The sequence below is a fragment of the Streptomyces sp. NPDC059009 genome, assembly GCF_042740175.1.
Taxonomy (GTDB): domain Bacteria; phylum Actinomycetota; class Actinomycetes; order Streptomycetales; family Streptomycetaceae; genus Streptomyces.
In genome coordinates, this window is the sequence record NZ_JBHYJB010000005.1 from 23,571 (window position 1) to 40,938 (window position 17,368).

The 17,368-nt window shown below is 69.0% G+C and carries 16 protein-coding genes; 8 read left to right on the forward strand and 8 right to left on the reverse strand.

Features of this window, described 5'->3' with window-relative positions:
- Positions 1 to 3 precede the first annotated feature (3 nt).
- Positions 4 to 867 (forward strand): TerD family protein, encoded by an 864-nt coding sequence (locus ACFWYM_RS06530; protein WP_384830914.1) that lies wholly within the window; start codon positions 4 to 6, stop codon positions 865 to 867.
- 3 nt (positions 868 to 870) lie between these two features.
- On the opposite strand, the gene ACFWYM_RS06535 is transcribed toward ACFWYM_RS06530, so the two are convergent.
- The 6 genes from ACFWYM_RS06535 to ACFWYM_RS06560 form a co-directional block, all read right to left on the reverse strand.
- The gene (locus ACFWYM_RS06535; protein ID WP_384830917.1) at positions 871 to 1,614 is read right to left on the reverse strand and encodes a Tellurium resistance; all 744 of its coding nucleotides are present in this window, start codon (positions 1,612 to 1,614) and stop codon (positions 871 to 873) included.
- Positions 1,615 to 1,801: 187 nt separating this feature from the next.
- The gene (locus ACFWYM_RS06540) at positions 1,802 to 2,950 is read right to left on the reverse strand and encodes a DUF475 domain-containing protein (RefSeq protein ID WP_384830920.1); all 1,149 of its coding nucleotides are present in this window, start codon (positions 2,948 to 2,950) and stop codon (positions 1,802 to 1,804) included.
- A gap of 165 nt (positions 2,951 to 3,115) precedes the next feature.
- Positions 3,116 to 3,691: a TerD family protein gene (locus ACFWYM_RS06545; protein WP_384830922.1), complete on the reverse strand. Its 576-nt coding sequence runs from the start codon at positions 3,689 to 3,691 to the stop codon at positions 3,116 to 3,118.
- A 98-nt stretch (positions 3,692 to 3,789) separates the two neighbouring features.
- Complete coding sequence (locus ACFWYM_RS06550) at positions 3,790 to 4,365, reverse strand: TerD family protein (protein ID WP_384831479.1); 576 nt, start codon at positions 4,363 to 4,365, stop codon at positions 3,790 to 3,792.
- A gap of 140 nt (positions 4,366 to 4,505) precedes the next feature.
- Positions 4,506 to 4,964 carry a peroxiredoxin gene (locus tag ACFWYM_RS06555; RefSeq protein ID WP_384830925.1) on the reverse strand — a complete coding sequence of 153 codons (459 nt, stop codon included), beginning with the start codon at positions 4,962 to 4,964 and terminating at the stop codon, positions 4,506 to 4,508.
- A gap of 114 nt (positions 4,965 to 5,078) precedes the next feature.
- Entirely contained in the window at positions 5,079 to 5,510 is a 432-nt protein-coding gene (locus tag ACFWYM_RS06560) for a DUF3052 domain-containing protein (RefSeq protein ID WP_384830928.1), read from the reverse strand.
- A 472-nt stretch (positions 5,511 to 5,982) separates the two neighbouring features.
- Here ACFWYM_RS06560 and aceE point away from each other — a divergent pair, with 472 nt between their 5' ends.
- On the forward strand, positions 5,983 to 8,715 hold the full coding sequence (aceE, locus tag ACFWYM_RS06565) for a pyruvate dehydrogenase (acetyl-transferring), homodimeric type (protein WP_384830931.1): 2,733 nt from the start codon (positions 5,983 to 5,985) through the stop codon (positions 8,713 to 8,715).
- An 85-nt stretch (positions 8,716 to 8,800) separates the two neighbouring features.
- The gene (locus ACFWYM_RS06570) at positions 8,801 to 9,640 is read left to right on the forward strand and encodes a potassium channel family protein (RefSeq protein ID WP_384830933.1); all 840 of its coding nucleotides are present in this window, start codon (positions 8,801 to 8,803) and stop codon (positions 9,638 to 9,640) included.
- A 10-nt stretch (positions 9,641 to 9,650) separates the two neighbouring features.
- On the opposite strand, the gene ACFWYM_RS06575 is transcribed toward ACFWYM_RS06570, so the two are convergent.
- Both ACFWYM_RS06575 and ACFWYM_RS06580 read right to left on the reverse strand, forming a co-directional pair.
- Positions 9,651 to 10,025 carry a peptidase inhibitor family I36 protein gene (locus ACFWYM_RS06575; RefSeq protein ID WP_384830936.1) on the reverse strand — a complete coding sequence of 125 codons (375 nt, stop codon included), beginning with the start codon at positions 10,023 to 10,025 and terminating at the stop codon, positions 9,651 to 9,653.
- 207 nt (positions 10,026 to 10,232) lie between these two features.
- The gene (locus ACFWYM_RS06580) at positions 10,233 to 11,720 is read right to left on the reverse strand and encodes an MFS transporter (protein ID WP_384831482.1); all 1,488 of its coding nucleotides are present in this window, start codon (positions 11,718 to 11,720) and stop codon (positions 10,233 to 10,235) included.
- A gap of 235 nt (positions 11,721 to 11,955) precedes the next feature.
- On the opposite strand from ACFWYM_RS06580, the gene ACFWYM_RS06585 reads away from it, so the two are divergent.
- From ACFWYM_RS06585 to ACFWYM_RS06605, 5 genes are all read left to right on the forward strand, one after another.
- Positions 11,956 to 12,636 (forward strand): TetR/AcrR family transcriptional regulator, encoded by a 681-nt coding sequence (locus ACFWYM_RS06585; protein WP_384830938.1) that lies wholly within the window; start codon positions 11,956 to 11,958, stop codon positions 12,634 to 12,636.
- A 267-nt stretch (positions 12,637 to 12,903) separates the two neighbouring features.
- Positions 12,904 to 14,112 (forward strand): alpha/beta hydrolase, encoded by a 1,209-nt coding sequence (locus ACFWYM_RS06590; RefSeq protein ID WP_384830941.1) that lies wholly within the window; start codon positions 12,904 to 12,906, stop codon positions 14,110 to 14,112.
- 75 nt (positions 14,113 to 14,187) lie between these two features.
- The gene (locus tag ACFWYM_RS06595) at positions 14,188 to 15,069 is read left to right on the forward strand and encodes a DUF4429 domain-containing protein (RefSeq protein WP_384830944.1); all 882 of its coding nucleotides are present in this window, start codon (positions 14,188 to 14,190) and stop codon (positions 15,067 to 15,069) included.
- Between the two features lie 94 nt (positions 15,070 to 15,163).
- On the forward strand, positions 15,164 to 16,570 hold the full coding sequence (locus tag ACFWYM_RS06600; protein ID WP_384830947.1) for a sensor histidine kinase: 1,407 nt from the start codon (positions 15,164 to 15,166) through the stop codon (positions 16,568 to 16,570).
- Positions 16,567 to 17,244 carry a response regulator gene (locus ACFWYM_RS06605; protein ID WP_384830950.1) on the forward strand — a complete coding sequence of 226 codons (678 nt, stop codon included), beginning with the start codon at positions 16,567 to 16,569 and terminating at the stop codon, positions 17,242 to 17,244. Before ACFWYM_RS06600 ends, ACFWYM_RS06605 begins: the two co-directional genes overlap by 4 nt.
- The last annotated feature ends 124 nt before the right edge of the window (positions 17,245 to 17,368 follow it).

Below are 17,368 nucleotides of genomic sequence, written 5' to 3' on the forward strand. Positions count from 1 at the left end.
CGCATGACGCACGCGATGTTGAAGGGGTCGAACGTCCCGCTGGACGCCACGGCGGTACGGGCGGTGCTCCGCTGGGCCCCGGGCCAGGGCGTGCCCGACGTCGACGCGTCGGCACTGCTGCTCGGCACCGACGGCCGCGTGCGCTCCGACGAGGACTTCGTCTTCTACAACCAGCCGCGCCACCCCTCGGGCAAGGTCTGGCGCCTCGGCAAGAAGCGCGTCGCCGAGGGCCTCACGGACACCATCCAGACCGATCTGGCGGGCCTGGACGCCGCGGTCGGCAGGGTCCTGCTGGTCGCTTCGGCGGATGACGTCCCCTTTGAACGCGTACGGGCGCTGCGCATCCTGCTGTACGACGCCACGAGCGGCGCGGACGATCCGCTGGCGTACTTCGACATCACCCCGCAGACGGGCGCCGAGACCGCGCTGATCTGCGGTGAGCTCTACCGCCGCGGCGACGGCTGGAAGTTCCGCGCCCTGGGCGAGGGTTACTCGAACGGTCTGGTGGGCCTGGCCACCGACTTCGGGATCTCCGTGGACGAGTCGGAGGCCGCTCCCCCGGCGACCGGGCACCTGGCCGCAGCCCCAGCGACCGCCGCGGCGGGCACGGCGGCCCCGGCCGCTCCCGAGCCCACGCCCGAGGCGTCGCAGCCGCTGCCGCCGCCCGCCCAGGCACCACAGACCGGCTACGGCTACCCGCAGCAGCCACCGCCGCTGCCGCCCCACCAGCCCGCGCCCCAGCCCGGCTACGGCTACCCGCAGCCCGCGGTGGCGCAGCCCTCGTACGGCTATCCGCAGCCGGTCGCGCCCGTGCCGGACCCGAACTTCCGGATGCCGCCGCAGGGCCCGCAGTTCCTCGCCCGCTGAGGCTCAGCCGCCGCCCGCCTTCGTCTTGTAGCCGCGGCCCCACTTCATGCCCCAGCCGTAGAGCCGGTCGAGCTCGGACTGGAAGCCGTAGACGAACTTGACCTCGCGGGTGACGATCAGCTCGCCCTTGTGGTTCTCGATGGAGACCACGGCACAGGACCGGGCCTGGGGCGCGCGCTCGTCGAGGTTGATCTCGATGCGCGGGCCGTTGCTCGGGTAGAGCGTCACCTTCGCGTGCGTGCGGTCGAAGGCTGGCGTCTGGTCGTAGATGTAGACGAAGACCAGGAGCCGCTTGATCGAGTCCCGGTGGTCGAGGTTGACGAAGAGCGTCTCGCCCGAGCCGGACCCGAAGCGGTCGTCGCCGCTGCCCTTCACGTACGGCGGCGAGTTGAGGCTGCCGAAGAAGTTGCCCAGCGGCTGCACCACGCCCTTGGCGCCGTCCGTCAGCTCGTACAGACAGCCGAGGTCGAGGTCGACGTTGACCATGCTCTGCGTGTGCGCCTGCACCTGCTCGGGCTGGAAGGCCCGGAAGGGGTGGCGCAGCAGGCCGCCCTTGCCCCGCTTGGTGACGATGTCCGACGTGCGCATCTGCCAGGACAGGTTGACCCGCAGATTGCCGCTGGCCGCGCCCTGCTTGTTGAGCGAGACCCGCGGCCGCCGCTTGGTGAGTTCGATGGAGTTGGTCGCCGCGCTCCCGGAGATGTACTCCGGCGACCGCCTCGGCCACAGCCCGTCCAGGAAGGACATACCCGCCCCCAAATCACGTACGAATGCCCCGCTGTGAATGCCCCGCGGGGCGGCCCCGAGGAGTCATCCTCGATGGCCGCCCCGCAGAAGCGTTCCTCATTCAGGCCCTGGTCACACTCCGGATTTCGGACCCTTGTCAGCCTTCAGGCTTCAGCCTTGCGGCTTCACAGTCTTGAGGCCGCATGCCTCAGACTCCGGACGAGACCTCAGACTTCTCGTCCGATCCCGTCGCTTTTCCCTCTGCCGCCGCCAGCGCCCTGTTGCGCCGGACCGAGGAGATGAAGGACCAGGCGATCAGGAGGACGCCGACCGAGCCGGTGATGACCTCGTGGATCTCGTACTGGATGGTGACGAGCAGGATCGCGGCGAGGGCACCGATCGCGTAGTGCGCGCCGTGCTCCAGGTAGACGTAGTCGTCGAGGGTGCCCTGGCGGACCAGGTAGACGGTGAGCGACCGGACGTACATCGCGCCGATGCCGAGGCCGAGCGCCATCAGGACGATGTCGTTGGTGATCGCGAAGGCGCCGATGACGCCGTCGAAGGAGAACGACGCGTCCAGGACCTCCAGGTAGAGGAACATGAAGAACGCGGCCTTGCCGGCCATCACGACCGCCGGGACCTTCTTGCCGCTCTTCTTGGCCTCTTCCTCGGCCTCGTGCTCGCGCTCCTCTTCCTCCTCGAGCTTGTTCTCGAAGTAGCCGGAGAGGCCGCCGACGATCAAGTAAGTGATCAAGCCCGCGATGCCGGCGATCAGGACGGTCTGTGCCTTGTCCACATGGACGCCGCCGTGCTGGTGGGCGTTGGTGGCGAAGGTCATCGCGGAGACGAGCAGCACGATGAGCGCGATGCAGACGGAGAGCATGTCGACCTTGCCGAGCTTGGCGAGCGGGCGCTCCAGCCAGCCCAGCCACTTGATGTCCCGGTCCTCGAAGATGAAGTCGAGGAAGATCATCAGCAGGAACATGCCACCGAAGGCGGCGATCGACGGGTGCGCGTCGGTCACCAGCTGCTGGTACTTGTCCTTGTCGTTGAACGCGAGCTTGACCGCCTCGATCGGGCCGAGCTTCGCGCTGATGGCGACGATCACGACCGGGAACACGAGCCGCATGCCGAAGACGGCGATCAGCACACCGATGGTGAGGAAGATCTTCTGCCAGAAGGCATTCATCTTCTTCAGGATCCCGGCGTTGACCACGGCGTTGTCGAAGGACACCGAGATCTCGAGGATGGACAGGATCGCCACGATCCCGAAGCCGGTCCACCCCCCGTAGAACACCGCCGCGACAAGGCCGAGCGCGGTGACCGCGAACGACCAGCCGAACGTTTTCAGAAGCACTGGCTACCCAATCGTGTGTGTACGGGCTCCCGTGTAGCGGTCTCCCCCGCGCCGGTCCCCGGCTTTACGCAACATTGACCTCGCAGTGTAGAGCGCCCGCCCCTCGGCCGGGGTGGGCGACCCCCGTTCCCGCGCGCTGCCCGGCCACGCTGTGTCCGGAACCCTTCACGAGACGTTGACCCCGAAGTCGAGGGCGATCCCCCGCAGACCGGACGCGTACCCCTGGCCCACGGCACGGAACTTCCACTCGCCCCCGTAGCGGTAGACCTCGCCGAAGATCATGGCCGTCTCCGTGGAGGCGTCCTCGCTGAGGTCGTAGCGGGCGAGCTCCTGGCCGTCGGCCTGGTTGACCACGCGGATGAAGGCGTTGCTGACCTGGCCGAAGGTCTGTCCGCGGTTGTCGGCGTCATGGATCGAGACCGGGAAGACGATCTTGTCGCAGTTGACCGGGACCTTGGAGAGGTCGATCAGCAGCGACTCGTCGTCCCCGTCGCCCTCGCCCGTGAGGTTGTCACCGGTGTGCTCGACGGAGCTGTCCGGGCTCTTGAGGTTGTTGTAGAACACGAACCACTCGTCCCCGAGGACGCGGCCCCCGTTGCACAACAGGGCGCTGGCGTCGAGGTCGAAGGGGGCTCCGGTGGTGGAGCGCGCGTCCCATCCGAGCCCGACCAGGACCTGCGTGAGATTCGGTGCGGCCTTGGAGAGGGAGACATTGCCCCCCTTGGCGAGCGTGACGCCCATGATCGTGATCCTCCCCGTGGTGACGAGAGTTGTGTGAGCGCGTCCGGCGCCGCACGGAGAAGTGCGGCGCCGGACGACGTGGTGAGAGGCTGCTCGGCTCAGACGTTGACGCCGAAGTCCTGCGCGATGCCGCGCAGGCCGCTGGCGTAGCCCTGGCCGACGGCCCGGAACTTCCACTCCGCGCCGTGCCGGTACAGCTCACCGAAGACCATGGCGGTCTCCGTGGAGGCGTCCTCCGAGAGGTCGTAGCGCGCGATCTCGGCGCCGCCCGCCTGGTTCACGACGCGGATGAACGCGTTGCGGACCTGGCCGAACGACTGCTGACGGCTCTCGGCGTCATAGATCGAGACCGGGAAGACGATCTTCTCCACGTCGGCGGGGACCGCGGCGAGGTTCACCTTGATCGCCTCGTCGTCGCCCTCGCCCTCACCGGTGGTGTTGTCACCGGTGTGCTCGACGGAGCCGTCGGGGCTCTTGAGGTTGTTGAAGAACACGAAGTTCTGGTCGTTGGCGACCTTGCCCTCCGCGTTGGTCAGGATGGCGCTGGCGTCAAGGTCGAAGTCCGTACCGGTGGTGGTACGGACGTCCCAGCCCAGGCCGACCGTGACAGCGGTCAGGCCAGGGGCCTCCTTGCTCAGCGATACGTTGCCGCCCTTGCTGAGGCTGACTCCCACGAGTCCTCCCAAATCGGTGTCCAGGGGCGGGGAGCCCCAGTCGTGCTTTGCCATCGGATCAACGTGTGGATCCTAGTGACGGGTTCCCGGCCGCCACAGGCTCCGCACCCGAAGAATCACAGGGTGTCACCCCTGAGGAATCACAGGGTGCCGAGCGCCTTGACGTACTCGTTCAGGTCACGGGCGTCCGGCAGACCGTTGACCACGGTCCAGCGCACCACGCCCTCCTTGTCGATGATGAAGGTGCCGCGCACCGCGCAGCCCTTGTCCTCGTCGAAGACGCCGTACGCGCGCGAGACCTCGCCGTGCGGCCAGAAGTCCGAGACCAGCGGGTACTCCAGGCCCTCCTGCTCGGCGAAGACGCGCAGGGTGTGGATGGAGTCGTTGGAGACGGCGAGCAGCTGCGTGTCGTCGTTCACGAACTTCGGCAGCTCGTCACGGAGGGCGCAGAGCTCACCGGTGCAGACCCCGGTGAACGCGAACGGGTAGAAGAGCAGCACCACGTTCTTCTCGCCGCGGAAGTCCGAGAGCCGCACGGTCTGGCCGTGGTTGTCCTTGAGCTCGAATTCCGGGGCCTTGGCGCCGACCTCGATGGCCATGAGTACGCATCCCTTCCGCGGGTCTGTTCGGGTGACGCCCACCCTACGCAAAGGCCCCCTTGGACGTACGTACGTCCAAGGGGGCCTCGCGAGACGAACCCGTCCGGCGCCTGCTCAGCGCTTCTTGGCCGCCGCCTTCGGCGTGTTCAGGCGGCTGCCGTTCCAGTCCTTGCCGGCGTTGATGCTCTTCGTCTGGGAGAGGCCCGCAGTGGTGGCTGCCTCGCCGATCTCGCTCGGCTCGACGTACCCGTCACGACCGGTCTTCGGAGTCAGCAGCAGGATCGAGCCGCCCTCCTCCATGTACGCGATGGCGTCCACCAGCGCATCAGTCAGGTCCCCGTCGTCCTCGCGGAACCAGAGCACCACGGCGTCAGCCACGTCGTCGTAGTCCTCGTCGACGAGCTCTGTGCCGGTAGCCTGCTCGATGGCCTCGCGGAGCTCCTGGTCGACGTCTTCGTCGTAGCCGATCTCCTGGACCACCATGTCGGTCTGGAAACCCAGCCTTACGGCAAGGTTCGTCTCCGCGTGGTCCGCGGTCGCGCTCACGGATTGCCTCCTGATCATGTTTTCGGGAATGCCTTCAGCCACGCGCGTGCGCGGGGCATTGGCCGTAGTCCACACGGGCGGGGCGGATCGCGCAAGTACCCGGCCGTCAAGACCGCCGAAACGGTGACGTTCCCGGCCGTGTCGCCGCAACTCCCGTCTCGCCCGTACGGCGGCCGGTGAAACGCACCACAGCGATCTGCCGAAAGTGCCGGCCCCGGGGGTCGTAAGCCCCGGTGATGAGGGCCGAACGGCCTGACCGAGGCACTAGGCAGGATGGGCGTATCGTTGCGATTTGGCCGAGCCTACCCCAGGGCCTCCGGGCGGCCCTCTCCGTCAGCTGTCAGCGGAGTTGCTGCTTCCGCCTCAGTTACCTTTCGGTAGAGATGACGTTTCCGCCCGGGCGGTAGACGATGGGGAGCGGTGCACGGCCAGGCATGACCCAGGCGAAAGCCCCCAACAGCGAAGGAACAGCGTGGCTTCCGGACCCGATCGCAACCCGATCATCATTGGCGGCCTGCCGAGCCAGGTCCCGGACTTCGATCCCGAAGAGACCCAGGAATGGCTCGACTCCCTCGACGCCGCGGTCGACGAACGCGGCCGCGAGCGGGCTCGCTACCTGATGCTCCGACTCATCGAACGGGCCCGCGAGAAGCGCGTCGCCGTTCCTGAGATGCGCAGTACGGACTACGTCAACACCATCGCCACCAAGGACGAGCCGTTCTTCCCCGGCAACGAGGAGATCGAGCGCAAGGTCCTGAACGCCACCCGCTGGAACGCGGCCGTGATGGTCTCCCGCGCCCAGCGCCCCGGCATCGGGGTCGGCGGCCACATCGCCACCTTCGCCTCCTCCGCCTCGCTCTACGACGTGGGCTTCAACCACTTCTTCCGCGGCAAGGACGAGGGCGACGGCGGCGACCAGATCTTCTTCCAGGGGCACGCGTCCCCCGGTATCTATGCCCGTGCCTTCCTCCTCGACCGGCTCTCCGAGCAGCAGCTCGACGCCTTCCGGCAGGAGAAGTCCAAGGCGCCGTACGGCCTTTCCTCCTATCCGCACCCGCGCCTGATGCCGGACTTCTGGGAGTTCCCCACGGTCTCCATGGGCCTCGGCCCGCTCGGCGCGATCTTCCAGGCCCGTATGAACCGCTACATGGAGGCGCGCTCCATCGCGGACACCTCCAAGTCGCACGTCTGGGCCTTCCTCGGCGACGGCGAGATGGACGAGCCGGAGTCGCTCGGCCAGCTCTCCATCGCGGCGCGCGAGGGCCTGGACAACCTCACCTTCGTCGTCAACTGCAACCTGCAGCGCCTCGACGGCCCGGTGCGCGGCAACGGCAAGATCATCCAGGAGCTGGAGTCCCAGTTCCGCGGCGCCGGCTGGAACGTCATCAAGCTGGTCTGGGACCGCAGTTGGGACCCGCTGCTCGCGCAGGACCGCGACGGCGTCCTCGTCAACAAGCTCAACACCACCCCCGACGGACAGTTCCAGACGTACGCCACGGAGACCGGCGGGTACATCCGCGAGCACTTCTTCGGCGACGACCACCGCCTGCGCGCGATGGCCGAGAACATGACCGACGACCAGCTCCTGCACCTGGGCCGTGGCGGTCACGACCACAAGAAGATCTTCGCCGCGTTCTCGGCGGCCAAGGCCCACAAGGGCCAGCCGACCGTGATCCTGGCGCAGACCGTCAAGGGCTGGACCCTCGGCCCCAACTTCGAGGGCCGCAACGCGACCCACCAGATGAAGAAGCTGACGGTCGACGACCTGAAACGCTTCCGCGACCGGCTGCACATCCCGGTCACGGACAAGCAGCTCGAGGACGGCGCGCCGCCGTACTACCACCCGGGCCGGAACTCGGAAGAGATCCAGTACATGCACGACCGCCGCAAGGGCCTGGGCGGCTACGTCCCGAGCCGTGTGGTGCGCTCGAAGCCGCTGCAGCTGCCCGAGGACAAGACCTACGCGAGCGTGAAGAAGGGCTCGGGCCAGCAGTCGATCGCCACGACCATGGCCTTCGTCCGCCTCCTGAAGGACCTCATGCGGGACAAGGAGATCGGCAAGCGCTTCGTGCTGATCGCCCCCGACGAGTACCGCACCTTCGGCATGGACTCCTTCTTCCCGAGCGCGAAGATCTACAACCCGCTCGGCCAGCAGTACGAGGCCGTGGACCGCGACCTGCTCCTCGCGTACAAGGAGTCCCCGACCGGTCAGATGCTGCACGACGGCATCTCGGAGGCGGGCTGCACGGCCTCCCTGATCGCCGCGGGCTCGGCCTACGCGACCCACGGCGAGCCGCTGATCCCTGTGTACGTCTTCTACTCGATGTTCGGCTTCCAGCGCACCGGCGACCAGTTCTGGCAGATGGCCGACCAGCTGGCGCGCGGCTTCGTCCTCGGCGCCACCGCGGGCCGCACGACGCTGACCGGTGAGGGCCTCCAACACGCGGACGGCCACTCGCAGTTGCTCGCCTCGACCAACCCGGGCTGTGTCGCCTACGACCCGGCGTTCGGCTTCGAGATCGCGCACATCGTCAAGGACGGTCTGCGCCGGATGTACGGCCCGGACAGCGAGGACGTCTTCTACTACCTCACCGTCTACAACGAGCCGATCCAGCACCCGGCCGAGCCCGCCGACGTGGACGTCGACGGCATCCTCAAGGGCATCCACCGCTTCAAGGCGGGCGAGCAGGGCACCATCCCGGCGCAGATCCTCGCTTCCGGTGTCGCGGTGCCGTGGGCGGTCGAGGCACAGCAGATCCTCGCTTCCGAGTGGAACGTGAAGGCGGACGTCTGGTCGGCGACCTCCTGGAACGAGCTGCGCCGCGAGGCCGTCGAGGTGGAGCGGCACAACCTGCTGCACCCCGAGGAGGAGCAGCGCACTCCGTACGTGACGCAGAAGCTGTCCGGTTCCGAGGGCCCCTTCGTGGCGGTCTCGGACTGGATGCGCTCCGTGCCCGACCAGATCGCACGCTGGGTACCCGGCACGTACCAGTCGCTCGGCGCGGACGGCTTCGGCTTCGCGGACACGCGGGGCGCGGCCCGGCGCTTCTTCCACATCGACGCCCAGTCGATCGTGGTCGGCGTGCTGACCGAGCTCGCCCGTGAGGGCAAGATCGACCGCTCCGTCCTGAAGCAGGCGATCGACCGCTATCAACTGCTCGATGTCACGGCTGCGGACCCCGGTTCGGCCGGAGGCGACGCGTAGACCTCGCCTTTTGCGCGGCGAGAGCTCTTTCGGAGGGCGGCGGGCCAGGACCCGCCGCCCTTCGGCGTTTCCCTACGATGCGGCCATGAAGGAACAACCCGCACAGATCCGTTGGGAGCGGCGCACCCAACGCCCGCTCCTCGCGCTCGCGGTGGCATTCGCCGTCGCCTACGCCGTGCCGATCGTGGCGCCCGACGCGGCCAGCCCGGTGACGACGACATGCGCCGTCGTGGAGTGGGGCGTGTGGGGGCTGTTCGCCACCGACTATCTGGTGCGGCTCTCCCTCACCGAGCACCGCACGGCCTTCATCCGCAGTCACTGGCTCGACCTCTGTGCCGTGATCCTGCCGATGCTCCAGCCGCTGCGGCTGCTGCGGGTCGTCTCCACGCTGATGCTCGTCGGGCGGCGGGCCCGGATGGCGTCGCAGATCAAGCTGACGACGTATGTGGCGGGGGCCGTGGTCGGCCTGCTGATGTTCGGCTCACTGGCGGTCCTCTCGGTGGAGCGGGAGTCGCCCAACGGCAACATCAAGACGCTGGGTGACGCGGTGTGGTGGTCCTTCACGACCATGACGACGGTCGGCTACGGCGACCATGCGCCGACGACCGGGCTCGGCCGGATCCTCGCGGTCGGGCTCATGCTCTCGGGCATCGCCCTGCTGGGTGTGGTCACGGCCAACATCGCGGCCTGGTTCATCGCACGATTCGAGAAGGACGATGTCGAGGAGCGGCGTCAGACGGCGGCCATCGAGGCGCTGACGGCCGAGGTGCGGGCCCTGCGGGCCCAAGTGACGGCGCTGTCGGGTGAGTCGGGCTCTGTGGTCGGAGTGGCAGGAGGGGCGGGAGGACCCAGAGGTACCCGAAGTTCCGGAAGCACCGGAAGTACCGGAGGGGTTCCCCACCCCGTTCCCCATGAGCCGGCCTGACGCGCTGTGCTCAGCTCTCCCAGACCTTGAACGCCCGCACGCGGTAGGGCGATTGGGGTGTCCAGGTGCCGCCGCCCGGATAGGTGTCGAACTCTCCTGTCTCCGCGCACTCCGCCGACTGATAGGTGGTGACGGGCCGACCGGTGCGGTTGGCGAGAGCCTGCGCGCTGCCCCCCTCCGGCAGCGCGACACAGCTCTCGACATCGGTCCCGGCCAGCTCGTACACCTGCCGTGCCCCCTTGAACCCGGCCTTCTCCCAGAGGCAGAGCTCGCCCGGACCGCACCCGCCGAGTGTCGGCGGCGCGGCGGCTCCCGCATGGCCCGGTGTGAGGATCACCGCGGTGAGCGCGGCCGCGGCCACGGTCGCGGACATGGTCGTACGCATGTGCATCAACCCCCGTGTCGTGCAGATCAGTTGCGAGTGCGATGGCCCGTGTCAGCACTGTGGCCCGCCGCGACGTCCGATCGGAAGGGGTACGGATGTGCGTCACCCGGATAGGCGAAAGCCCCCCGAGCTGACCCGGAGGGGCTTTCCCTGAGAGGTGGCTTCCAGCCGCTGGCGTGGGGGTCGGATGCGCTCCTGACGTGGAGGTCAGATGTGCGCCGCCCCCGCACCCGCCTCGGCGTTGGTCCCGCGCTTGGTGAGCAGGGCGACGAGGATCGCCACGACCGCGACGCCCGCCGCGACGAGGCAGGCCATGCTCATGCCGGAGATGAAGGTGTCGTGCGCGACGCCCGTGATCTTCTCCGCGATCCCGGCCGGGGTGTGCGGCGGCACCGGGGCGCTGCCGACCTGGACGGCCTCCGACGCCTGGTCGAGCTGCTCGGGCTTGAGCGGCGGGAGCCCCGCGTCCGACCAGTTGCCCCCGAGGTCGTTGTCGACCTTCGAGGCCATCACGGCGCCGAGCACCGCCGTGCCGAGGCTGCCGCCGATCTGCATGGCGGCCTGCTGGAGTCCGCCTGCGACACCGGAGAGCTCCATCGGGGCGTTGCCCACGATGACTTCGGTCGCGCCGACCATGACGGGGGCGAGGCCGAGGCCGAGGAGGGCGAACCAGATGGACATGACGCCGCTGCCGGTGTCGGTCTCCAGCGTGGACATGCCGTACATCGCGACGGCCGTCAGCAGCATGCCCCCGGCCAGCGGGACGCGCGGGCCCAACTTCGTGATCACCGCGCCCGCCAGCGGCGAGCCCACGATCATCATGCCGGTGAGCGGCAACAGGTGCAGACCCGCGTCGACCGGGCTCATGGCGTGCACGTTCTGCAGGTAGAACGTGACGAAGAACAGGCCGCCCATGAAGGCGATGGCCATGAGCACCATGAGGACCACACCGGCCGACAGCGGCACGGAGCGGAACAGGGCCAGCGGGATCAGCGGCTCCTTGACCTTCGACTCCCAGAGGGCGAAGACCAGGAAGCAGACCACCGAGGCGCCCAGGAACATCCAGGTCTTCCCGTCGCCCCAGCCCCACGCCGGAGCCTTGATGAGCGCCCAGACGAGGCAGAACATGGCGCCGGACAGCAGCGCGATGCCGGGGAGGTCGAACGACCTGGGGGCGTTCTCCGCGCGGTGGTCCTTGAGGATCGCGAGGCCGAGGACGAGCGCGATGATGCCGACCGGCACATTGATGAAGAACACGGACTGCCAGCTGACGTGCTGCACGAGCAGACCGCCGATGATGGGTCCGCCGGCGGTGGAGGCACCGATCACCATGCCCCAGATGCCGATGGCCATGTTCAGCTTCTCGGCCGGGAAGGTGGCCCGCAGCAGACCGAGCGCGGCGGGCATCAGGAGCGCCCCGAAGAGACCCTGGAACACCCGGAAGGTCACCACGAGGGCGATGCTGTCGGACAGGCCGATCGCCCCGGAGGCGGCGGCGAATCCGACCACGCCTATGAGGAAGGTCTGGCGGTGGCCGAACCGGTCGCCGAGCTTGCCCGCGGTGATCAGCGTGACCGCGAGGGCGAGGAAGTAGCCGTTGGTGATCCACTGGACGTCGGCGAAGCTCGCGTCGAGGTCCTTCTGAATGGCCGGGTTGGCGATCGCCACGATGGTGCCGTCCAGGGCCACCATCATCACGCCGATCGCGACGGAGAAGAGTGTCAGCCAAGGGTGGCCACGCAGCCCCTTGGCCGCCGGAGCGGGCGGGGGCTCCGGGACCCTGTCCGCCTTGTCGACAGTGATCTGACTAGTCATGCGCCGAGGCTAGTGACAGCCGCTGACAGTTGACAATTCATTTCACTAGTCTGTAACTGTCACCTGGCTCACAGGTAAGGTGAACTGCGAAAACAGTCGAGACGAGGGCCATGGCGTGAGGACCGAGCAGTCAGCGACGAGCCCCACCGAGGAGGCCGCCATCTCCGCCCCGTCCGGGCTGCGCGAGCGCAAGAAGCAGCGCACCCGTGACGCACTGCTGCGCGCGGCCCTCGAACTCTTCACGACCAAGGGGTACGAGGAGACGACGGTCGACGAGATCGCCGACGCCGTGGAGGTGTCGCAGCGCACGTTCTTCCGGTACTTCACCAGCAAGCAGGACACCGCCTTCGCCGTCCAGGAGATGGTGGAGCGGAAGTTCGTCGAGGCGCTGCGCCAACGCCCCGCGGACGAGGCGCCGTTCACCGCCATGCGCGGAGCCGTGATCGGCGCGTGGGACGCGCTCAGCGGCTCCGTCGAAGAGGTCGTCCCGGTCGAACTCCACATGCGCACTTACCAGATGATCGAGTCCACCCCCTCCTTGCTCGCGATCTACCTGCGCCGCGCCATCGACATGGAGGAGGAGATGGCCCGGGTCATCGCCGCGCGCGAGGGCCTGGACGTGGACACGGATCCACGCCCGCGCGTGGCCGTCGCCGCGTTCGGCGGGGTGATGCGGGTGACGGGGCGCCTGTGGGGAGCGGGCGGGGACGTCAGCATCGAGTCGCTGCGCGCGGTCACGGAGGACTATCTCGACCACCTGGAGCCCGCGTTGGCGAAGAGCTGGCGCACGGAGTGACAGGCGGCCTGCGCTCGAGGTGACCGGCAGCCCCGACGGCAGCCACCCCTGTAGTCGATCAACTCCTCTGCGTACACAGTCACGTTGAGCGAGTGGATTCACACCAGGAGTCAGCTGTTACCGAGAGAAACCCCAGTCGCGCACCTTCTACGGAGCGTGAACGAATGGCTGCAGGTGCGCCCGGTTTGCCGCAATTACCCTATGGGAAACGTGATCTGCCTCACCCCCTGCACGGCGGGCCTCACGGTTCTCCTAGGGTGTCCCGTAGTGACTTCCTTCGACTCCTCTCCCCAACTCAACGCCTGGCGCGCCCTGCTCGCGCTTGCCGTCGTGTTCGTCATGCTGGCGACCACCGGCTGGACAGCAGTGCGCCACAGAGGCGTGGCGTCCCCGCTCGAAGCCACGCTCTCCGCCTGGGAGCGGGGCCACATAGACGGGCGCGCACTGCCCGACCCCCACGGCCCCGCGGACCGGCTCGCCCGCTTCTTCGCCACGCTCACCGCACAGCAGAGCACCCGCCTCGTCGACCGTTACCCCTTGGCGGTCGGCAACATGAACGGCGCCCCTGTAGAGCTGCGTTACCGCGCGAACCGCGTCGCCCTGGGCCAGGCCCGCAAGATCGAGCGTCGACGCATGCACGACGACCGGCTCTCTCCGCTGGGGCAGCAGGAGGCAGAGCGCAGGATGAAGCGGTTCGGAGTGATGATGCGCCCCGAACGCCACGTGCTCGCCTTCGACCCCATGGGGTCCGGGCGCATGGCCGAGGTCTTCGGAGACCTCGACAAGGCCGACCGGGTCTCCGTCGTGGTGCCCGGCGTCGACACCAATCTGCTCACCTTCGAGCGGACGTTCCGCAAGTACACCGCCCCGGTGGGCATGGCCAAGGCGCTGTACGGAGCGGAGCGCGAGGCCAACCCGCGGGTGCGTACGGCCGTGATCGCCTGGGCCGACTACACGGCGCCCGTCGGGATCGGTGTGGACGCCGCGACGGCGATGCGGGCCGACGACGGCGCGGTGCGCCTGAACGCCCTGGTGCGCGCACTGCCCGGACGCTCCCCCGTGGCGCTCTACTGCCACAGCTACGGCTCCGTGGTCTGCGGTGTCGCGGCGCACCAGCTCCCGTCCCGGGTCCAGGACATCGCCGTGGCCGGCAGCCCCGGCATGCGCGCCGACAAGGCTTCCCAGCTGGGCACGCACGCGCGGATCTGGGCCACTCGCGACGGCGACGACTGGATCGCGGACGTGCCCAACATGGAGGTCGGCGGGCTCGGACACGGTGCCGACCCCGTGTCCGACGGCTTCGGCGCGCGCGTGCTGTCCGCGACGGGCGCCGTCGGCCACACCGGCTATTTCACGCCGGGCACGAAAAGCCTCACCAACTTCGCCGAGATCGGCACCGGTTCCCACGGCTCCGTGCAGTGCGCGAACAGGGATGACGCCTGCCGGGAGGGTTTGTCCGGTGGGTCTGCGGCCTGACGCGCGTAGAAATCGATGAAACAGCGGCCCGCCGCAGGAGGGACGGAGGCGCGCGTGCCGCCTACGATGAGCCGCATGGGTGACGTACTGGCCGGATTTCATGCCGCCTGGGAGTTCGAGTCCGACTCCGTGCTCATCCGCTTCGAACGGGGAATCCGCACGCCGAAGCTCTTCCAGGCGCTCGGCGAACGCCGCATCCCCCTCGAGGCGATCGCGGCGGTGACGCTCACGCCCGGCAAGCGCGGGACGGTCGTCCTGCACGCCGTGCCGAGACCGGGCGCGGACCCGCTGATGGAGGCCGCGGCCGGACAGCTCAAGGACGGCTGCGACCCCTACCGCCTGGTGCTGCCCGCCGAGCGGGAGACCCTCGCCGAGTACTACGCCGACGAGCTGCGGGCCCAGCTCCCGCCCGGGAGCTCCGAGCCCACGGACCGCTATCTGGTGACCGCGCCGGAGGCTCCGCTGCAGTTCAAGGCATACGACGGGAAGGCGTCCTTCGACGGCAAGTCGGTGAGCTTCCGCTGGTTCTGGACCGGCGCCTCCTCGGCGAAGTGGAAGGCCGGTGACCAGAACTTCCTGGTCACCGACATCAGCGGCATCGAGTGGCGCTCGCCCGAGGTCTTCGAGGGGCATCTGCGGCTGCTGCCCCGCGAGACTCCCGCCGGCGGCCAGGCCGCGCAGGCGGACCAGGACCCGGCGGCCGTGGTCTTCGGCCTCGGCTACGGCCCGGTGCACGAGTCGCTGCCGTTCGCGGCGTCGGTGCTGTCGGCGGTGCGGACCTGCGGCCCCGCCCTGACGCCCGGCGCGGGCACGGTCCCGAGTGCCGCCCCGGCCGTGCGCCGCGACCCCGCGGACATCGCCGAGCGCATCCGGCACCTGGGCGAGCTGCACCAGGCGGGGCTGCTCACGGACGAGGAGTTCACGACGAAGAAGGCCGAGCTGCTCGCCGAGCTGTGAGTGCTCATACCTGGGTCATACCTGGGTAGGGGGTCGGGTCCGGCTCTCCGGTATGACGGCGGGCCGGGCGCTTCATGCCTAGTCTGATCACGCCATGAGCAGCACATCGACACCTCGCGGGCACGGCCCCGACCACGACAGCAACCACGATCACGATCACGACCCCGCCCCGCCGGTATCCGAGCCGGACGGGGCCGGGGCCGCCCGCCGGCATGCCGCCACCGCCCTCCGCGAGGGACTCGGCGCGCTGGGCGCCGCTCTGGCCGCGCCCCCGGTCCGCTCCGAGCCCCTGCTCGCGCGGGCACAGCAGCGGTGGGTGCGGCTGTTGCCGTACGTGATCGTGCTCGGCTTCACCCTCGTGCTGCTCCCCGTCACGGTGACGGTCCTGACGCAGGACTACAAGGTCAACGGCGCGATCGCGGGGGCCCTGGCCTCGGCCCAGTCCCTGCCGCTGCTCCTCGCTCTGACCCAGCCGCTGCTGGCCTGGCGGATCGTCTTCGCCGCCGATGTCCTGGGCGGCTTCCTGATCATGAATGCCCCCGGTCTGGACGGCCGGTCCTGGCCCTGGACGCCCATGGTGGTGGTCGGCTACCTGCTCCTCATGGTCCTGCTGGGGCTGCGCGAGAGCCGCCGCACGCTGTTCACCGTGTGGTTCGCCACCGGGGCCGCCGGGCTCCTCTTCGAGCTGGTCTCGGGTGAGCGGAGCGACGGCATCAATCTGCTGCTCTTCGTACTGAGCGGCGTCGCGCTGCTCGTCTCCGGCACGCTGCGGGAGCGCGGCGACGCCGAGCGCAGACTCGTCGAGCAGGAGACCATCAGCGAGGCCGAGCGCTCCCGCCGCACGCTGCTGGAGGAACGGGCGCGCATCGCCCGGGAGTTGCACGACGTCGTCGCGCACCACATGTCGGTGATCACCGTGCAGGCCGACTCCGCGCCCTACCGTCTGGAGGGTCTGCCCCATCCGGTCCGCGCGGAGTTCGAGAGCATAGCGGCGAGCGCCCGTGAGTCCCTCACGGAGATGCGGAGGCTGCTGGCCGTGCTGCGCAGCGAGGAGGCCGCGGGCGACCTGGCCCCGCAGCCGGGGCTCGACCGGCTGCCGCACCTGGTGGAGGCGACCGTGCGGGCCGGAATCCCGGTCGATCTGTCGCGCCCCGAGCTCGCGGTGCTCAGACAGCTGGCCGACGTCTCCCCCGCCGTGGACCTGTCGGCGTACCGCATCGTCCAGGAAGCCCTGTCGAACGTGATCCGGCACGCGCCGGGCGCCCGGACGGAGATCACGCTCACCCTGGACGCCAACCGCCTGCTGATTCTCGTGGTCAACGGCCCCCCGACGGAGCGGCCCGCCCCGCTGGAGGGCGACGGCACCGGCCATGGGCTCGTCGGCATGAAGGAACGCGTACGGTTGGTCGGCGGCACGGTCGACGTCGGCCCGCTGCCCGACGGCGGCTTCCGAGTGGCGGCCCGACTCCCCCTCCTCGAAAAGGACTCCGGCACCGCATGACCATCCGCGTGATCATCGTCGACGACCAGGCCATGGTGCGGGCGGGGTTCGCCGCGCTGCTGTCGGCGCAGAGCGACATCGACGTCGTGGGCCAGGCACCGGACGGCAAACAGGGCGTCGAGGTGAGCCGCAGCACGCACCCCGACGTGGTGCTGATGGACGTCCGCATGCCGGAGATGGACGGACTGGCCGCGACCCGCGCCCTGTTGGACCCGCCGCCCGGCGTGGTGCACCTGCCGAAGGTCCTGATGCTCACCACCTTCGACGCCGACGACTATGTGTACGAGGCGCTGCGCGCCGGTGCCTCCGGCTTTCTGCTCAAGGACGCCCCGCCCGCTGATCTGATCTCTGCGGTACGGGTGGTGGCGGCCGGCGAGGCGCTGCTCGCCCCCTCGGTGACGCGACGTCTGATCGCGGACATCGCACAGCGCAAGCCACCCCTGCGCAAGGACCCGGCGCTGCGGCTCAACGGTCTGACGCCGCGTGAGACCGAGGTGCTTGAGCTGATCGCCCGGGGCCTGTCCAATCAGGAGATCGCCGAGCGCCTGATCCTCGCCGAGCAGACGGTGAAGACCCACATCGGCCGGGTCCTCGCCAAGCTCGATCTGCGCGACCGCGCCCAGGCCGTGATCTTCGCGTATGAATCGGGCCTGGTCACGCCGGGCGGGCAGTAGCCACCCCCTACTCCGGTATGAGTCCCGGATACCCCGGTATCAGCTGAGAGTTGGCTCCGCGGTGTGACGTGCCGCGACAGATCGTCTTCCTACCTTTCGCTGCGTCAGGCCACAGCGCGCCACG

Excerpts from the sequence above, each read along its gene's own strand:
- ACFWYM_RS06530 (WP_384830914.1), top strand. The coding sequence starts at position 4 with ATGACGCACGCGATGTTGAAGGGGTCGAACGTCCCGCTGGACGCCACG.
- ACFWYM_RS06535 (WP_384830917.1), bottom strand. The coding sequence starts at position 1,614 with ATGTCCTTCCTGGACGGGCTGTGGCCGAGGCGGTCGCCGGAGTACATC.
- ACFWYM_RS06545 (WP_384830922.1), bottom strand. The coding sequence starts at position 3,691 with ATGGGCGTCACGCTCGCCAAGGGGGGCAATGTCTCCCTCTCCAAGGCC.
- ACFWYM_RS06555 (WP_384830925.1), bottom strand. The coding sequence starts at position 4,964 with ATGGCCATCGAGGTCGGCGCCAAGGCCCCGGAATTCGAGCTCAAGGAC.
- ACFWYM_RS06570 (WP_384830933.1), top strand. The coding sequence starts at position 8,801 with ATGAAGGAACAACCCGCACAGATCCGTTGGGAGCGGCGCACCCAACGC.
- ACFWYM_RS06575 (WP_384830936.1), bottom strand. The coding sequence starts at position 10,025 with ATGCGTACGACCATGTCCGCGACCGTGGCCGCGGCCGCGCTCACCGCG.
- ACFWYM_RS06580 (WP_384831482.1), bottom strand. The coding sequence starts at position 11,720 with ATGATGGTGGCCCTGGACGGCACCATCGTGGCGATCGCCAACCCGGCC.
- ACFWYM_RS06595 (WP_384830944.1), top strand. The coding sequence starts at position 14,188 with ATGGGTGACGTACTGGCCGGATTTCATGCCGCCTGGGAGTTCGAGTCC.
- ACFWYM_RS06600 (WP_384830947.1), top strand. The coding sequence starts at position 15,164 with ATGAGCAGCACATCGACACCTCGCGGGCACGGCCCCGACCACGACAGC.
- ACFWYM_RS06605 (WP_384830950.1), top strand. The coding sequence starts at position 16,567 with ATGACCATCCGCGTGATCATCGTCGACGACCAGGCCATGGTGCGGGCG.